Here is a 16,435-nt window from a genome sequence, read left to right as displayed (position 1 = left end):
CCCCTCCCGACCCCGGACGGAGACGACATCCGCCCCACCGGTCGCACACTGTCGGTTCCCTTCTGCGACATCCACCGGGTCGAGAACGGCCGGATCGCTTCGACCCGGCGGTATTGGGATCAGCTCACCGTTCTCACCCAGCTCGGACTGCAGTGAATCCAACTTCCCCCAATCACGAAGGACCACCCGATGCCCCACACTCTCGACGGTCGACGCACCCCCTTCGACAGCACCGATCCCAACTCCAGGGGACGCGTGGCACTGATCGTTCTCTTCTCCTCCGTTGTCGGCACTCTCCTGCTCATGGCTCCTGCCGTGGCCAGTCAGCTCCAACTTCAGCTGGGACTGAATCCCTCGCAGACGGGTGACTTGTTCTCTGCCGAACTCGGTGCGATGAGCTTCGCCTCGATCCCCGCACTGTGGTGGATGAAGAGATTCAACATCCGGACGATGTCCACGATCTTCGGCGTGATCTTCATCGCCGGCAACGTCAGCTCCGCGTACATCGATGACTACGGCACCCTACTCGCCGTACGCTTTCTCACCTCCCTCGCGGGCGGGTCGTTGATGGTCCTGTGCATGTCGCTCGCCGCCCAGACCCGCGACCGCAACCGCGTGTACGGACTGTGGGTGATGGGGCAATTGTCCTTCGGGGCGATCGGATTGGCGGTGCTTCCGCACTTCTTCAGCAGCTTCGGAATCGGCATCGTGTACTGGACCCTCGCCGTGCTGATGATCCTCGTTCTCCCGCTCGCACGATTCCTGCCGGAGCGCAACGTCACGGCCGACCACGACGGCAACGACGAGACCGGACCGACGCGCAACTACGTGCTGCGCGCCGCACTCGGACTCGTCGCCGTGCTCGCCTTCTACGTGAGCCTCAGCGGAGTCTGGACGTTCGTCGGCGGCGTTGCCGCGGCATCCACCATCGACACCGAAACCTCGAGTTCGATCCTGTCGGTCGCCACCGTCCTGGGTATCGCCGGTTCTGCGCTGGCCACTGTCCTGGGCTCCCGGCCGAGCACGAGAACCAACCTCCTCGTCGGGTATGTGGCGATGACGCTGTCGGTCGGCCTGCTCGCCGGAATGCCCGGGCTGCTCCGGTTCACCATTGCAGCACTCCTTTTCAAGTTCACCTGGACGTTCATTCTCCCCTACATCATGTCCACCCTGTCCGGCCTGGACCGGTCGGGGCGGGTGGTGAACCTGGCCAACATCGCAATCGGCGGCGGCTTCGCGATCGGCCCGTTCATGGGAGGCCGCCTCGTCGAGAGCGCAGGCGGATACGGAACGTTGATCGCGGTCAGTGCTGCGGGACTGGTCCTGTCGCTGGCACTGATCATCGCTGCCCAACCCCGGCGGATCGCCACGCCTGTCGTCACCACGCCGGTTCCGCAGATGGTCGAGTAGGCGACAACAAACAATGCTGCTGAACAAGCACTTTCAGTCAAGAGCCTGATCGAGGGCACCGCCGGCAGACCGATAGCGGCCGGCGGTGACTCCGAAACGGGTCTTGAACAACCTGGAGAAGTGCGCCGGGTCGGAGAACCCCCAGCGCGCTCCCACGGCGGCCACCGGGAGGTGGCAATGTCGCGGATCGAGGAGATCTCGCCGACACTGCTCGAGTCGGCGCTCCCGGATCCACCCGCCAACGGGGGTGCCGTCCGCCTCGAAGATCTTCTGCAGATGCCGCACCGAAATGTGATGCGCGGCAGCGACCATCGCCGTATCGAGGCCCGGATCCGACAGGTGATCCTCGATGAACGAACCGACCCGAACGCGGAGAGCCGTGTGCCGCGATTCGAGCGACAGGCTGTCGGTGATCTGCAGCTGTTCGGCAAATGCCGCGGCGAGCACATCGAGGACCGCGTCGTTGAGATGCACCGCCACGGCGGGCGCGGTATCGAAGACCCGCTCCCCCAGATCCTTGACGAACGGAGCGACCAGCGCGCCTATGCCCTGGCGGCCGGAGATCCTCCGCGCCGTGAGCTCGGCTATTCCTGTGGGCGGGACCCGCAGCAGCTCGCGCGGGAACATCATGACCAGCATCCGGAACCGATCGTCGAACGAGAGTTGATAGGGCCTCGTCGTGTCGTAGATCGCGAAGTCACCCGGCGTCAACGCTGCCTCACGGTCGTCCTGCGTCAGCACGCAGTAGCCGCGGACCTGCAACCCCACCTTGTAGAAACCCGGATCGCTCGCGCGGATCGTCCTCGGAGTGCGGCGCACGGTGTGCGCCGACGCGACAACCTCGGCAACCTGGACCTGACCGAGGGAGGTGCCGTGGATGTAGCCCTCGAAATCGGTGTCCGGGGCAATCGACGTCTCCAGGGGGACGAAGCTGTCGATCACCGACGCTCGGAACGTGTCGAGATCGACGGATCGATTCCGACGTTCGACGATCTCACCCATAGTTGACTCGGTCCTCGATACCGGAGTGCAGGTGCTCCGTCGGCTTCGACGAAGACGGCGATACTCCTCGCCCGGATCTGCTCTGCTGGAGCAGGGCTCGCAGATGCGTGAGGGATCGTTCGGTCAACTCGGGGCAGCCGATGGTGATCTGATGGAAAACCAGGCCGTCGGCGGCCGCATAGATCAGGTGGCTCAAGGCGGGGTCGGGGTCCATCCCGGCGCACTCGAGCTCGAACTGGAGCCCATCGATGTACGCCTGGTAGATCGACTCGACGTACGGGCGCAGTTCCGGCCGGCGTCGGCACTCGAGGATCAGCTCGTACTGGAAGGCTTGATCGTCGGGGTTGTTCTCCACCATCGTCACCAACCCGGCGAAGACGGCGTCGAGATCACCACTTCCCGGACGGGTGCTGATGGAGGTCACGCTGTTGTCCAGGGAGAACTGCAGCGCCGCTTCGAGGAGCGCGTCGCGAGAGCCGAAGTGATGGGCCACCAACCCGTGAGCGACGCCGGCCTCGCGCGCCACCGCCCGGTACGTCAATTTCCGGAGTCCCTGCTCGGCGACCACACGCACGGCCGCTGAAAGGAGGGCGGTGCGGCCCTCTCCGTAGCGGGGCGCCTGACGGGCGGGGTCTTCCTGCGAGCTGCTCATCGTGGTCATTCTCCGATTCTGTACTCGGTCGTCGCCAACCTGGGCCGTTCCGGACCCTGCGAAGAAATTTCTCCCTGTCCACTTGACCAGTTTCTCCACGAGGTGCATTCTATGTGCCATAGATCACTGCTGTCCAGATGGACAGTTCTCGGCCCGGGCGGAAAGCCCAATGGCACCCGCGCTCGCCCGACCCGCTGCCGCGTCAACGAATTCGTCCTTCACTTCTCAGGAGTACTGACATGCATTACGACACCGACGTGATCGTCGTCGGCGGTGGATTCGCCGGAATCACCGCCGCCCGGGAACTGACCCGACAGGGCGTGCGGACCGTCGTCCTCGAAGCCCGCGACCGCCTCGGGGGGCGCACCTGGACCCGCGACACGGCCCTCGGCCGGGAGCTGGACATGGGCGGCACCTGGGTGCACTGGATCCAGCCGCACGTGTGGGCCGAGATCAGCCGCTACAACCTGGACCTGGTCGCCAGCCCCGAACTCGACACCGCCTACTGGCGGGTCGGCGACGAGGTCCGCACCGGGACCGCCGGCACCATGCTCGATCTACTCGACGCGTCGATGACCGAAGTCCTCGCCGAGTCCCGCCGAATACTGCCTCAGCCGTACGACTACTTTCCGCTGTCCGAGGAGATGAAGACCCTCGACCAGGTCAGCGTGGCCGACAAGATCGCGAGGCTCGACCTCGACCCGCAGCAACGCGCCCTCCTCGACGGCATGTGGGCACTGAACTTCAGCGGCGATCCCGCCCGCGGCGGCTACACCCAGGCCCTGCGCTGGTGTGCCCTCTCCGGCGGCGACTGGAAATTGATGTTCGAGGCGTGCGCCACCTACAAGTTCGCCCGCGGAACCAAGTCGCTTCTCGACGCGATCGCCGCGGACGCGGCCGGCGCCGACATCCGCCTGAACACCACCGTCACCAGCATCGACGAAACGGCCGACGGGGTCACCGTCACCTGCGGCGACGGAACCAGACTGCGCGGCAAAAGGGTGGTGATCACCGTGCCGCTCAACATTCTGGGCAGCATCGCCGTCACCCCCGGACTGTCGCCTCCGAGGGGCAGGCATCGAGCGGAGTGAAGGTCTGGATCCGCGTCAAGGGCGACATCGGGAAGTTCGCCGCCCTCGCCGACAGCGACGCCGTCCTGAACTTCGCACAGTACGAATACCCGATGGACGGAGACAGCGTCTACGTAGATCTCATACTCTCTGCCACTTGCGTGGCGGATGTCGGAGATAGAACGTGTGTCACGGCTACCCGCATCACCGTGCGGCGGTGCGGGTTTGACCGTGTCCCACACCGACGCTTGTGGTGCAGGAACATGCTGTTTCGGAGTCACCCCCACCCGCGGCGTTGCGGTGGGCTGGCTGCGGCGGACCCGGCGATGCCGCGGCCGAGGTGGTGTCGGACTGGTCTTGTCCCGGGACCGGCGCACCGGTGCATGCTCGGCGACCCGGATCGCGGGCAGCTGCCCCCGCCGGCGGATGGCCTTGCCTCTACCCAGGAGCGCGCGTTTGGCCAGGTTCACCCCGGCGACGTGGTCCCGGTTGCCGCCGACCCCGCAGCGGGGGCACCACGCCGTGTGGTAGCCGCCGGGACGGGCGAGCGGTGCGTCGCAGCCCGGACACTGCGCGGACGATCCCCGAGCCGGCACCGACACCACCGCAACACCGACACTCGCGGCAGTGTGCGCAAGGGCGGTGACCGCTTTACGGCGGGCGGACTGCGCGGCCCGATTGTTGTTGACCCGACCGTGCCCGCGGGTCTCGAGGGTCGTGAGGTCCTCGACCGCGATCACCTGCGCGCCCGCCGCCTCGGCGTAATCGGTGACCTGGCGAGCGAAATGGAATCCCAGCTCCCGGTTGATCCTGCCCCGCTTGACGCCCACCGAGGTGCGGTGCTCGTTGAGGACGGCGATCTTTTCCTCCAGCCGGGCGCGGACCTCGGGTGGGGCGGTGGCGGCCAGTTGGGTCAATCGGGCAGCCTTGCGGTGCAGCATCTGCCCCTCGGTCTGTAGGCGGGCGAGTTTGGTCCCGAGGCCGCGGTCGTCGTAGGTGAAGCCCCGGTAATCCGAGGACAGCCCGTCCGGGTTCTCGGTGGTGATGGCGGCGGCACCCAGCGTGGACGGAGACCAGTCGACCCCGACCGCGACGGTCGCCGATCCCAGGTCACAGTCGGGGACGAGTTCGGTCGCCGCGCACCGCCAGAGCAGACCCTTCCGGTCGAGGACCAGGGTCGGCAGGTGCCAGTCGGTGATCGCCCGGCCGTGCAGGTGCCCAGGGATGGTGGCGGTCAGCCGGACATTGCGCCACTGCGCCCGCCCCGCCGGGGCCGGGCAGGTCGGCAGCTTCACCGTGAACACCAACTCACGGTCTGTCGCGGTGATCTGTGCGAGCTGCCGATCGGCGGCGGAGAGCTGGGCCATCGCCGCGACCTGCGGCGGCCCCTGGACGTCGGTGATCCGCAACCGGCCGGCCAGTGCCCCGCCGGTGCGGCGGGCGTGGGCGACGAGCTGGCGCCGCACGCCTCGGGCGAAACCCAACGGCGCGCAGTCCGCGGCGGCGGTGGGTGGGGCTATCCGGCCCGTGGCCGGGTCGAACCGCTCAGACAGTGCCGTGATCGCGGTGTCCCGGTAGGCGAGGGTCCGCAGGGTCGCCATCACCTGCGCCGCTACCACCCTGCTCACCCGCGAGGGCACGTAGATTCCGTCCGGGTAGTGCGGGTTCCAGCCGAGGCGGGCCGCGGCGACGTGGCCCTGTGCGGGCAGCCTGCGATCGTGCCGGTCCCGGCCGGCGGCGAGCACGTCGAACGTCGCCGGCTGCCACAGCCGCGACACCAACTGGCCGCCGGCCGCGGTGATCAGGTCGAGGAGCCACCGCACCCGGGTGTCGACGTCGTCGAGGCCGATCGGTTCGCCGGTCGCGTCGTCGACCGCCACGTGGGCGCGGGTGGTAAACGCGAACTGCCGCGGCGTCGTGGAGACCCCGTCGTTGTTGCTGTGTCGGCCACAGCGCCCGGAGAACGGGCCGGACAACGATGCCGGCGCCGCCGTGACGTCATTCATCGACCCTCCCACCAGCACATGTGACACCCCCCTCTCGTAAGATCTCGACTGTAACGCCGACCTCCGACATGCGCCGCCCGAACCAGCCCACGGGCGAACCGGCCCAATCGATCCCGCGCCACACCACCCGCGCCACCGTGAACCGACGCGCGGCCGCGCCGCCGAGCATCCGGCCCAACCCCGCGCGCCGCCCCCGCGGACTCGGGGCCGCGATCCATGCCCACCCCCGCTACACCTCACCAGTGGCGCTGTCCCGCAACATCTTTTCCCGATCGGCCATCGACGTCCCGTTGTCCCCTCGAGCCCCACACCCGGCAATACACCGCCTCCACCCCCTCTCCGGCGTCGCTCCCGCACACTCCCCTCCGGGCCTGCCCAGAGAGCAGCGAGGTCCGCGCGGTCAATGATTCGGTGACCCGAACCGACACTCCCAGAAGGCCACCGGCCCCATGCCGCCGTATTGCACACCACAACCACCGACATCCCAAGCATTCCGCGGCCTCACCAATTCACACAGGCAGACAATGTCAGAACCCATCAAAGATGCTTCGGTAATTGAGTGAGCGCTGATCATAAGGAAAGTCGGGCGTGGTCGAGGAAGCTGTGACACAGGTCGTAGCTCGAGCCGATCAGGGTCAGCCCGGACTCGGTCGCCACACGGACCTCGTCGAGAGCATCGGGGCACAGGTTGGCCAGTTCGGTGGATTTCATGTTGCCCCAAAACTGTTCGATGGGATTGAGCTCAGGCGCAAACGCAGGGAGGCGTTCGGCGTGGAGCCAGTCGCGTTGGGTGGCCAGCCACGCGGTCATCGCGCGCGACCGGTGGGCCATGAGCCCGTCCCAGATCACGATGACAATCTCGCCGGCGAAATGGGTGCGGAGTTCGGTGAGGAACTCGATGAATTTGTCGGTGCCCTCGGCACCGTCAGTCATGGAGAACACGAATGCGCTGCGGCTGCGGTCGTGTCGATAGGCCAGGACTGGCGGCCATGGACATGCGCTTGAAACGAGAATCGGTGACGCAACACCGGTGTCACGCCTTTCGGCGCCCAGGTTGCTCGGACCACCGGGAGCAGCGACACACCGCTTTCGTCCTGGAATCAGATCCATGCACCGTGGCGCCGCGCTATTTTTTATCCGCGGCCACTCATCTCTCACGCCAGGCGACGATGGCGTCCTCGTCGCGTTCGACTGCCCGCCGTGCGGGACGCCGGCGGCTCCAGCCCAGCCTGGTCCGCAGGATCGTCCAGGTCTGGGTGGGTCCGTAGGTCACGCCGGTGAGCCGCTCGATCACGATCGCGACCCTGCCCAGCGTCCACACCCCGGTCGCGACGCCGTGATCTTGGGGTCCCTTGAGTAATTCCTCTCGGATCACGGCAATCTGGGCGTCATCGAGCCGGGGCCGGCGTCCCGCCCGACCGGCACCTTCCAACGCCTCGTTGCCTCCTTCGATCCACTGTCGATGCCAGCGTGAGGCGGTCTGCTGGGAGACCTCCAACTCGACCGCGACATCCACCTGCCGCCGCCCGCGCTGCTTGACTTTCCGGGCGTCGGACCCCTCGCCGGAACGGGCTTCCTTCCCTGCCATTCATCAATGATCAAGCAGCACGGTGCGAATCACGCGCAACGAGACACCCTATTGCCGAAGCAACCTTTAACTAGTGTTCGACATATCGGCAACAGTTGAAAGCCTGATCGTGGCCTTCGAACCCCGGTCCGGACTCATCGACCTCACCGAGATACCGGCGGGCTCACACGGCAGTCGGTTCGTCGTCGACACGTTCGTCAAACCCGGCACCGACCCGGAGGTGCTGGGGCAATGGCTCGACGTCTACGACCGCACCTTCGACGAAGACAAGACAGTCGTCGCCGCCCAGCAGGGCGGATACGACTCCGGTGCAGTCCCGCAGGGCCGGTTGATGACCAATTGCGAGTCGACCATCGCCATGTTCCAACGCAGAACCTGGCAGGCCATGGCCGCCACTGACACCACCGTCCGCCAGCACCCGGAACCCCAGGGAAGGTCCGCGTCGGTGACCGACGGGCCGGCGAGTCCGCCCGTCTCCCAACGCACGCTGTGGGAGGCCGGCCTGGTGGTCGAGGCCGTCGAGCCCGAAGCCGACGGCGTCGCCTCGCTCACCCTCACCCCACCCGCCGGGGTCACGCTCCCCGCCTGGGAGCCGGGCGCTCATATCGACCTGTGCCTGACCGACAGCCTGACCCGTCAATACTCCCTGTGCGGCGACCCCCACGACCACGACAGGTGGCGCGTCGCCGTCCTGCGCGAACCCCGCTCTCGCGGAGGATCGGCGCACGTACACGACCACATCGCAGCCGGTGCGTCGATCCGAGTTCGTGGCCCACGCAACCACTTCCGCATGCCCGACGCCGAGTCATACGTCTTCGTCGCCGGTGGCATCGGCATCACGCCGATCCTGCCGATGATCGAGGACGCCGAACGACGCGCAAAACCGTGGAAGCTGCTCTACGGCGGACGAACCCGATCATCGATGGCCTTCTTGTCCCACCTCGAACGCCACGGAGACAAGGTCCTCGTCAGCCCGCAGGACACCGACGGGCTTCTCGACCTCGAAGCGTTCCTCGGTTCCGCGGATCCGGGCACGACAGTCCTGGCCTGTGGGCCCGCGCCGCTCCTCGACGCCCTCGCCACCGCGTCCAGCGCCGTAGACCTCACCCTTCAGACCGAACGATTCAGCGCCCCAACCCAGCACGATGAGATCAATACCGCGTTCGATGTCGTACTCGCCCGCACCGGCGACATCCTGCACGTCCTCGAAAACCGCTCCATCCTCGACGTGGTCCGCGAGCACGGGGTTCCGGTGCTCTCGTCGTGCCGGGAAGGGCTGTGCGGCACCTGCGAAACGCCGGTCCTCGAAGGCAGGCCCGAGCACCGCGACACCGTCCTGACCGACGACGAGCGCGAGCGCGGCGACACCATGATGATCTGCGTATCGCGGTGCACGTCCGACCGACTGGTCCTCGATCTGTGAATCGAAATGCCTCTGCCGGGCGGGAACCTCGCCCTAGACTCGGCCCATGGGAAGGACCGACCGCGCCAGCCGGGTGATCGCGGCATCACCGGCAACCGTCTACGACGCCCTGCTCGATCGGGAATCCGTCGAGGCCTGGTTGCCGCCGGACGGCATGCGGGGTCGGATCGAGCAGTGGGACCCTCGGCCGGGTGGCGGGTTCCGGATGGTCCTCACCTACCTCGATCCCGCCGACAGCCTCGGCAAGAGTTCGGCTGCGACGGATGTCGTCGACGTCGGGTTTGCAGCCCTGGTGCCGCCGGAGCGGGTGGTGCAGCAGGCGGTGTTCGAGGCCGACGACCCGTCGTTCGCGGGCACCATGACGATGACCTGGCAACTCACCCCGACCAGTGGCGGGACCGAGGTGACCGTCACCGCCACGGACGTGCCACCGGGCATCAGCCAAGCGGACCACGAGGCCGGCATCGCGTCCTCGCTTGCCAACCTGGCGTCGTATGTCGAAACGTCAGGTCGCCAGTGAGGCGAGTTCACGCCGGTAACACGGAGCGAGCAGTTGACGGTAAAATGCCTCGTCGGGGTCGGTTTCCGGGCGGTCGCTGCGCTGCGAGCGCGCTGGAGGGTGTCGACGGCGAGGGCGACGGACTCTCACTGGCCGAGGGTGTAGTCCTCGTTCTCGATCGGGAGCGGTCCGGAATAGCCCGCGTCCCGGAGTGAACTGCTGGGCAATGCCGAGACCCGCCCCGATCAGGACGAGCCGTCGGATCCAGCGCACCCCCAGGTCGATGACGCCCGCGGTTTTCGCCTGCTCCTAAGTTGCCGGGGGCGATGATCCGGCAAGTGTGACGCATCGCAAGCCCGAGCGACCGCGGCGATGCAATTTTGCACATCCCCTGTGCAGGTTCGGTGATTCCGCAATCGTCCCCGCGCGGGCACACTCGAAACCGTTCCCGGCGGAGAGCGACGCACAGCGGCCCGCTTCCCGGGATTCACCCACGACCTGTTGTTCGGATCGATGCCCCGTGCGTGGAACGTCGGCAACCACAAGGAGTACAGATGAGCAAGATCGCTTTCCTCGGGCTCGGAAACATGGGCCTGGGTATGGCCACGAATCTGACGCGGGGCGGCCACACGGTCGTCGGATTCGATCCCTCCCCGGCAGCAGCGGAGAAGGCTCGCGCACACGGGGTCGCCCCCGCTGACAGTGTTGTCGCCGCCGCCGAGAATGCCGACGTGATCATCACGATGTTGCCCAGCGGCAAGCACGTGCTCGACGTCTACACCGACCTGGTCCCGGCCGCGCGGCCGGGAACCTTGTTCCTCGATTGCTCGACGATCGACGTCGCCGACGCACGGGCCGCCGCCGAACTCGCCGTCGCCGCCGGGCACAGTGCCGTGGACGCCCCCGTCTCCGGCGGCACCGTCGGTGCGGACGGCGGAACCCTCACGTTCATGGTCGGTGGTCCGGCCGAGGCGGTGGACCAGGCCGCCACGTTCCTCGATGCCATGGGGTCCCGTATCGTCCGATGCGGCGACGCCGGCGCCGGTCAGGCCGCGAAGATCTGCAACAACATGATCCTGGGAATCTCCATGATCGCCGTCAGCGAAGCTTTCGCGCTGGGCGCCAAACTGGGCCTGACCGACCAGGCACTGTTCGATGTCTCGTCGACCGCGTCCGGTCAGTGCTGGGCGTTGACGACCAACTGCCCGGTCCCCGGTCCGGTGCCGACCAGCCCCGCCAACCGCGACTACGCCGGCGGATTCGGGAGTGCGTTGATGCTCAAGGATCTTCGCCTCGCGCAGGCCGCCGCAACCGATAACGGGGTGGACACTTCGCTCGGACGGCGCGCGACCGAACTGTACGAACAGTTCGTCGCTCAGGACGGCCCGGGCCGTGACTTCTCCGCAATCGTGACGGCGATCCGTTCCGGCGCTCTCGACGCGCAGGCATAACCGTCGTAATCCCCGCTCGACGCGAAAGGAATTCGTTGTGCGCATCATCCTGACCGGACCGCCCGGAGCGGGCAAAGGAACTCAGGCGCAGTCGCTTTCGTCGGCACTGCAGCTCCCTCACATCTCGACCGGCGATCTGTTCCGTAGCCACATCGCGCAGGGCACGGAACTGGGCCGGCGAGCGAAGTCGTTCCTCGATGCGGGCGAACTGGTGCCGGACGAGGTCACCATCGGGATGGTGGTGGAGCGACTCTCCGACGACGACACGACCGCCGGGTTCATTCTGGACGGCTTCCCCCGCACCGTGGCTCAGGCGATCGCCCTCGACGAATTCCTGGGCGAGCAGCTGATCCAGATCAACGCTGTTCTGGATTTTTCGATCGCGGACGATGCGGTCGTCGGGCGGATGCTGGCCCGTGGCCGCGCCGACGACACCGAGGACGTCATTCGCCGACGTCTGCGGGTCTATCACGACGAGACCCGCCCACTGCTCGACTACTACTCGGCACTTCTGCTGTCGGTCGATGCGGACGGTGAGGTCGACGACGTCTACACCCACGCGATCGACGCGCTGTCCGAGCGCGGAAGCGTCGCTCCATCCACCTAGCACTTTCCCTGCACCCCGGCAGACCTATCCGTATTTCAAGGAGATTCCGACATGACCTCCACACAGCCCACACTCGCCGATCTCGAGATTCCCGAAACCCGCGACTATCCCATGTTCGTCGACGGCAGTTGGGTGGAAGCCCGCTCCGGCGAATGGCGAGACGTGACGACCCCGATCCTGCGTGAGCACGTGATCGGCCGCGTCCCGTCCTCGAGCGCCGAGGACGTCGATCGGGCGGTCCGCGCGGCGAACAAGGCATTCCCGCAGTGGCGTTCCCAGCACTTCACCGCACGAGCCCGGATCCTGGCGAAGATCGCCGACGCCATCGACGCCCGCTCCGAGGAACTCGCACGCCTCACCGCCCTCGACACCGGCAACGCGCTGCGCACCCAGGCCCGCCCCGAGGTCACCACCCTGGCGAACCTGTTCCGCTACTTCGCCGGCGTCGCCGGTGAGATCAAGGGCACCGTGCTGCCCGCAGGCGACGACCAGCTGCAGTACTCCCGGCAGGAACCGCTCGGTGTCATCGGCGCCATCCTGCCCTGGAACTCCCCGCTGATGATCGCCGGCTTCAAGATCCCCGCGGCCCTCGTCGCCGGCAACACCGTCGTCGTCAAGGCCGCCGAAGCCGCACCGCTCAGCGTCCTGCTGCTCGCCGAGATCTGCGCCGAATACCTGCCCGCCGGTGTCCTCAACGTCATCACCGGATCCGGGTCGGTGGCCGGTGAGGCGCTCGTGCAGCACCCGGACGTCCACAAGGTGTCGTTCACCGGTTCCACCGAGGTCGGCCGCCACGTGGCCCGCGAAGCCGGTGGCCGTCTGGCGCACGTCTCGCTCGAACTCGGCGGCAAGAACCCCTCCATCGTGTTCCCCGACGTCGACGTCGACGACGACTTCATCAACCAGCTGCTGCTCTCGACCCGGGTGCACCGGCAGGGCCAGAGCTGCACCGCCGGATCCCGGCTGTTCCTGCACCAGGACATCTACGACCAGGTCCTCGACCGACTCGTCACCACCCTCGCCGGCCTGAAAGTCGGTAACCCGCTGGACGAGTCGACGGACATGGGCGCCATCATCAACGACAAGCAGTTCGCGTCGGTGAACGGGTTCCTCGAGGACGGCCTGAGCTCGACGAAGGTCTCCACCGTCCTCGACGGCTCCCCCGACACGATCGGCAACACCGACGGCTACTACATGGGCCCGACCGTCTTCTCCGGCGCCGACAACACCTGGCGACTGTCGCGGGAAGAGATCTTCGGACCCGCCCTGGTCGCGATCCCGTGGAACGACCACGCCGACGTCGTCTCGATGGCCAACGACTCGCACTACGGTCTGGCCGCGTACGTGTGGACGCACAACCTCGACCTGGCCCTGTCCACGGCCCACGCCCTCGAAACCGGGTGGGTGCAGGTCAACCAGGGTGGCGGCCAGATGATCGGCCAGTCGTACGGCGGATACAAGCAGAGCGGCCTCGGCCGCGAGGTGTCCCTCGAGGGCATGATCGCCGGATTCACCCAGACCAAGCAGGTCAACGTGCGCCTGCGCACACTCTGAGGAGGGAACGCATCATGACTGTCGGACCTCTCAACGACATCCTCGTGCTCGACGTCTCCCGGGCACTGGCCGGGCCGATCGCCGCGATGATGCTCGGCGACCTCGGCGCCCGGGTGATCAAGGTCGAAGCCCCGGGCACCGGCGACGACTCCCGCACCTGGGGGCCGCCGTTCGTCGGGCCGCAGGACGACCCGCAGTCGTCGTACTTCATGTCGGCGAACCGGAACAAGGAATCGATCGTGCTGGACCTGAAATCCGAGCACGGCAAGGACGCGCTGCGTCGGCTGATCCGGCGGGCGGACGTGCTGATCGAGAACCTCCGGCCCGGCGCCTTCGACCGCCTCGGATTTTCGACGGAGGTGCTCGAAGAGCTCAACTCGCGGCTGATCACGTTGTCGATCACCGGGTTCGGGCACGACGGGCCGGAAGGATCCCGGGCGGGCTACGACCAGATCGCCCAGGGCGAGGCCGGACTCATGTCGGTGACCGGTGATCCCCACGGGGAACCGACGCGCATCGGTGTGCCGATGGCGGACGTCCTCGCCGGTGTCCACGGAACTGCCGGGGTGTCGGCGGCGCTGGCGGCCCGGGAGAAGACCGGCAAGGGCATGGTGGTCCGCACGTCGCTGTTGGCTGCCGCGGTCAGCGCGCACACCTTCCAGGGCACGAAGTGGACCGTCGGCGGGCAGGTCGCGCAGCGGTCCGGCAACCACCATCCGCAGATCGCACCGTACGGCAGCTTCCGCTGCGCGGACGGCTACGTGCAGATCGCGGTCGGCAGCGAGGCGATCTGGGCGAAGTTCGCCCCGGTGGCCGGTCTGTCGGCAATTGATCCGCGGTTCGCGGTCAACCGTGACCGGGTCGCGGCCCGGGATGCCTTGATCGCCGCGATCGAGGCCGACTTCGCCGGCCGTACCCGGGTCGACGTGCTCGCCGCGCTCGAGGCCGCGGGTGTTCCCGCGGGATCGATCCGGACGATCGACGAGGTATACGAGTGGGAGCAGACCCGCAGCCAGGGACTGCTACTCGAGGTCGAGCACCCGGTGGTGGGAACTGTGCAGTTGCCCGGTCCGTCCTTGCGGATGGAATCGGCCGGCGGCGACTCGTTGGTGCGCGCCGAGCATGCAGCACCACCGGTGCTCGGGCAGCACACCGAACAGATCCTCGACTGGCTCGATGCGGTGGACGCCGCCGATCCGCTCGACACCAAGGTGCCCGCGCAGGCGTGAATTCGGCAAGAGTCCGCCTGGCACACCGGTCAGCGGCGTTGCGGGAGTCTGCGTCCTGCAACGCCGCCCCGGGGACTACCGGGTCGGGACCAGTTCGTCTCGACGACTGAGCGCCTCTTCCTGGATCGCTTGCCGGACAGCCTGTACCGCAGGATTGGTCAGGCTTTCGCGGCGAGCGGCCAGGGAGAAGGCGAGCCGGACGTCGACGGTGTCGGGCAGGATCCGGCGCAGATCGGCGTGCTGGTCGGCCATGAACGCCGGCAGCAGTCCGATGCCGCCGCCGCACCGGGTGGCCGCGACGTGAGCGAAGATGTTGGTGGACATGAATTTTGCCGCGACCCCGGGCAGATGCCGGTTCAAGTCGAGATCCCCGACCTGCAGCAGGGAATCGACGAAGAAGACCAGCGGGTGCGCCGTCAGCTCCTCGATGCTGCCGGGTTCACCGTAGTCGCGGAAGTACTCTTCGCTGCCGTACAACCCGAGCGAGTACTGGCACACGCGTTCGGAAACCAGCCGACTGGTGATCGGTGTCCCCACCGCGACGGCCAGGTCGAACCCCGATTGATAGAGGTTGAGTTGCCTTGTATCGGTGACCAATTCGACGACGAGATGCGGATGATTCATTCTCAGCTTGGCCAGCGCCGGAGCGACGAACAACGAGCCGAATCCGTCCGGGGCGGTGATCCGGACCGTTCCGCGGAGTGGATTCTCACTGATGCCGAGGACCACGTCCGCAGCTTCCTGAACGGCTTCCTCGATCTGTTGCGCCTTCTCCGCGATCGATCGGCCGACATCGGTCAACTCCCACCCGTCGGCACTGCGCTGCAGCAGTCGGACGCCGAGGACCTTCTCGAGCGCGCGCACTCTCCGCGAGACGGTGGTGTGATCGACGCCCAGGTCCATCGCCGCGGATTGGCGACGACCGGTGCGCGCCACGGCGAGCAGGTACCGCAGATCATCCGAGCGAATGTTGCGTACGTCGATCACGGCCGACCCTCCGACATTTCGGCGGCCGCGGTCGATGCCCGCCGGGTTGCGGTGAGTAACTGTTGCAGACCCTCGTGGAGACGGTGCATGTCCTGCGGGTCCGCGAGAGCGACGCCGTCGAGGGCTCGGCTCGCCGAGGCCCCCACCTCGAGGCCCTTGTCGGTGACCGTGACGAGGGTCGAGCGACGATCGGAGCGATTGATCGTCCGCACGCACAGCCCTGCCTCTTCGAGGCCGTCGACGAGCGTTCCGATGGTGGTCGGGTGCCGGTCCAGGGCACGGACGATCCGCACCATCGGCAGGGGGCCGTTCGCGGCGACCATCATCGCCAGGACCTCGTACCGGGCGAAGGACAGGCCGAGTGGGCGCAGCGTGGAGTTGAGGTGATGGGTGATCAGCTTCTGCGTCTGCAGGACGGCGGCGATCAGCGCCGTGGCCGGCGCGACGGAATCGGCAGCGGGCGCCGGGTGGGGTGGTTGCGTAGTGGCCACCGGTAGCCTCCTCGTGGTTCGTACTCGGGCATCCAATGAACGACCACTTTCGGGTCACATCCCACTGGCAATTTACATGGATATCCAACTATAGTACTTCCAACTACCCGAACCTGAAAGGGTCGATTTGTATGTTCACCTTGACCGATGACGAGCGGGCGATCAGCGACACGGCCCGTGATTTCGCGGCCGAGCATCTGGCGCCGCATGCGGTGGAATGGGATCAGGCCAAGCATTTCCCCGTCGATGTGCTGCGGAAGGCGGCCTCGCTGGGGATGGGCGGGATCTACATCCGCGAGGACGTGGGCGGCTCCGAGCTGACCCGGGTCGATGCGGCCCGCATCTTCGAGCAGTTGGCGAAGGGCTGTCCGTCGATCGCCGCCTACATTTCCATCCACAACATGGTCACCTGGATGATCGACCGGTTCGGCACCGAGGAGCAGCGCCGCGCCTGGGTGCCGGGGTT

15 protein-coding genes and 2 pseudogenes are annotated in these 16,435 nt (G+C 67.0%); 10 read left to right on the top strand and 7 right to left on the bottom strand.

The window, feature by feature from the left end:
* Window positions 1–18 precede the first annotated feature (18 nt).
* Both AC1DWT_RS04115 and AC1DWT_RS04110 read left to right on the top strand, forming a co-directional pair.
* A pseudogene (locus tag AC1DWT_RS04115) lies at window positions 19–156 on the top strand (ester cyclase); the annotation flags it as partial.
* 33 nt (window positions 157–189) lie between these two features.
* A complete protein-coding gene (locus tag AC1DWT_RS04110; protein WP_095863142.1) occupies window positions 190–1,410 on the top strand; it encodes an MFS transporter in 1,221 nt (406 codons plus the stop codon).
* Window positions 1,411–1,443: 33 nt separating this feature from the next.
* Here the strand turns inward: AC1DWT_RS04110 and AC1DWT_RS04105 are convergent, their stop codons facing one another.
* Window positions 1,444–2,412, bottom strand: coding sequence for an AraC-like ligand-binding domain-containing protein (locus tag AC1DWT_RS04105; protein ID WP_095863141.1), 969 nt, complete (start codon window positions 2,410–2,412; stop codon window positions 1,444–1,446).
* Window positions 2,405–3,073 carry a TetR/AcrR family transcriptional regulator gene (locus AC1DWT_RS04100; RefSeq protein WP_257015745.1) on the bottom strand — a complete coding sequence of 223 codons (669 nt, stop codon included), beginning with the start codon at window positions 3,071–3,073 and terminating at the stop codon, window positions 2,405–2,407. Before AC1DWT_RS04100 ends, AC1DWT_RS04105 begins: the two co-directional genes overlap by 8 nt.
* Before the next feature lie 230 nt (window positions 3,074–3,303).
* Here AC1DWT_RS04100 and AC1DWT_RS04095 point away from each other — a divergent pair, with 230 nt between their 5' ends.
* Window positions 3,304–4,155 carry a flavin monoamine oxidase family protein gene (locus AC1DWT_RS04095; RefSeq protein ID WP_257015743.1) on the top strand — a complete coding sequence of 284 codons (852 nt, stop codon included), beginning with the start codon at window positions 3,304–3,306 and terminating at the stop codon, window positions 4,153–4,155.
* Window positions 4,156–4,264: 109 nt separating this feature from the next.
* Here the strand turns inward: AC1DWT_RS04095 and AC1DWT_RS04090 are convergent.
* From AC1DWT_RS04090 to AC1DWT_RS04080, 3 genes and pseudogenes are all read right to left on the bottom strand, one after another.
* A pseudogene (locus AC1DWT_RS04090) lies at window positions 4,265–6,140 on the bottom strand (zinc ribbon domain-containing protein).
* Between the two features lie 570 nt (window positions 6,141–6,710).
* The gene (locus AC1DWT_RS04085) at window positions 6,711–7,073 is read right to left on the bottom strand and encodes a transposase (RefSeq protein ID WP_072939104.1); all 363 of its coding nucleotides are present in this window, start codon (window positions 7,071–7,073) and stop codon (window positions 6,711–6,713) included.
* A 214-nt stretch (window positions 7,074–7,287) separates the two neighbouring features.
* Window positions 7,288–7,728, bottom strand: a complete 441-nt coding sequence (locus AC1DWT_RS04080) for a winged helix-turn-helix domain-containing protein (RefSeq protein WP_072939107.1) — start codon at window positions 7,726–7,728, stop codon at window positions 7,288–7,290.
* A 109-nt stretch (window positions 7,729–7,837) separates the two neighbouring features.
* Here AC1DWT_RS04080 and AC1DWT_RS04075 point away from each other — a divergent pair, with 109 nt between their 5' ends.
* The 6 genes from AC1DWT_RS04075 (at window position 7,838) to AC1DWT_RS04050 (ending at window position 14,491) form a co-directional block, all read left to right on the top strand.
* Window positions 7,838–9,151 carry a PDR/VanB family oxidoreductase gene (locus tag AC1DWT_RS04075; RefSeq protein WP_306454249.1) on the top strand — a complete coding sequence of 438 codons (1,314 nt, stop codon included), beginning with the start codon at window positions 7,838–7,840 and terminating at the stop codon, window positions 9,149–9,151.
* 46 nt (window positions 9,152–9,197) lie between these two features.
* Window positions 9,198–9,671: an SRPBCC family protein gene (locus AC1DWT_RS04070; RefSeq protein WP_095863140.1), complete on the top strand. Its 474-nt coding sequence runs from the start codon at window positions 9,198–9,200 to the stop codon at window positions 9,669–9,671.
* Between the two features lie 503 nt (window positions 9,672–10,174).
* Window positions 10,175–11,101 (top strand): 3-hydroxyisobutyrate dehydrogenase, encoded by a 927-nt coding sequence (gene mmsB / locus AC1DWT_RS04065; RefSeq protein WP_373560151.1) that lies wholly within the window; start codon window positions 10,175–10,177, stop codon window positions 11,099–11,101.
* Between the two features lie 37 nt (window positions 11,102–11,138).
* Window positions 11,139–11,708, top strand: coding sequence for an adenylate kinase (locus tag AC1DWT_RS04060; protein WP_095863137.1), 570 nt, complete (start codon window positions 11,139–11,141; stop codon window positions 11,706–11,708).
* Between the two features lie 51 nt (window positions 11,709–11,759).
* Complete coding sequence (locus AC1DWT_RS04055) at window positions 11,760–13,262, top strand: aldehyde dehydrogenase family protein (RefSeq protein ID WP_095863136.1); 1,503 nt, start codon at window positions 11,760–11,762, stop codon at window positions 13,260–13,262.
* A gap of 14 nt (window positions 13,263–13,276) precedes the next feature.
* Window positions 13,277–14,491 carry a CaiB/BaiF CoA transferase family protein gene (locus AC1DWT_RS04050; RefSeq protein ID WP_095863135.1) on the top strand — a complete coding sequence of 405 codons (1,215 nt, stop codon included), beginning with the start codon at window positions 13,277–13,279 and terminating at the stop codon, window positions 14,489–14,491.
* Between the two features lie 75 nt (window positions 14,492–14,566).
* Here the strand turns inward: AC1DWT_RS04050 and AC1DWT_RS04045 are convergent, their stop codons facing one another.
* Together AC1DWT_RS04045 and AC1DWT_RS04040 are read right to left on the bottom strand one after the other, a co-directional pair.
* A complete protein-coding gene (locus tag AC1DWT_RS04045; protein ID WP_095863134.1) occupies window positions 14,567–15,478 on the bottom strand; it encodes a LysR family transcriptional regulator in 912 nt (303 codons plus the stop codon).
* A complete protein-coding gene (locus AC1DWT_RS04040; RefSeq protein WP_095863133.1) occupies window positions 15,475–15,969 on the bottom strand; it encodes a MarR family winged helix-turn-helix transcriptional regulator in 495 nt (164 codons plus the stop codon). Before AC1DWT_RS04040 ends, AC1DWT_RS04045 begins: the two co-directional genes overlap by 4 nt.
* 131 nt (window positions 15,970–16,100) lie before the next feature.
* Between AC1DWT_RS04040 and AC1DWT_RS04035 the strand changes: the two genes are divergently transcribed.
* Window positions 16,101–16,435, top strand: a 335-nt coding sequence (locus AC1DWT_RS04035) for an acyl-CoA dehydrogenase family protein (RefSeq protein WP_477919824.1), incomplete at its 3' end; no start/stop codon positions are given.

This window comes from Rhodococcus sp. P4_B6, from assembly GCF_056402215.1.
Note: the sequence above shows the minus strand (reverse complement) of the source record. Positions and strands in the feature narration are given on the sequence as shown.